At 39.5% G+C, this 522-nt stretch carries 2 protein-coding genes; both read left to right on the plus strand.

The features are described from left to right. The coding region (locus ACFIO5_RS13515; RefSeq protein WP_375705693.1) for a hypothetical protein at positions 1-126 on the plus strand (126 nt) is incomplete at its 5' end. Positions 127-242: 116 nt separating this feature from the next. After that, positions 243-522 (plus strand): class I SAM-dependent methyltransferase (locus tag ACFIO5_RS13520; protein ID WP_375705692.1); only part of this gene is annotated, 280 nt, incomplete at its 3' end.

Genomic DNA, 522 nt, shown 5'->3' on the forward strand with positions numbered 1-522 from the left:
CAAGTTAAAATCAATGATGCAACTGATGCAGATTCGCTCTTTTCCCGTTTGATGGGTGATGAAGTTGAACCACGGCGGGCTTTTATTCAAGATAATGCCTTAAGTGTTGCTAATCTTGATATCTAAAGGTACTCTTTTTCTAGCTGTATAAACGTCGTGGTTTTATAGAGGGCTTTTGCATATTTGAACATTCCTTCTACACTTCATTTACGACAAAAGAAAAAATAAGGAAGGTCACGCATATGACAGCTGAAACAGAACGTATAGGAGTCAAAGGAGGTATGGAATATTCTTTTGGCTTTACAAAAATTGATGAAGCGCAAAAGCAATCCATGGTTGATGGTGTCTTTCACTCTGTCGCTGAAAACTATGATAAGATGAATGACATTTTGTCTCTTGGATTACACCGTATGTGGAAAAACTCCATGGTCGCATGGCTTTCTCCACCAGCACTCTCCCATTGGAAAGTTCTTGATGTAGCTGGAGGTACTGGTGATATCGCTTTCCGCATTCTTAATGCTT

It is taken from the genome of Bartonella sp. AA86SXKL, from assembly GCF_042196885.1.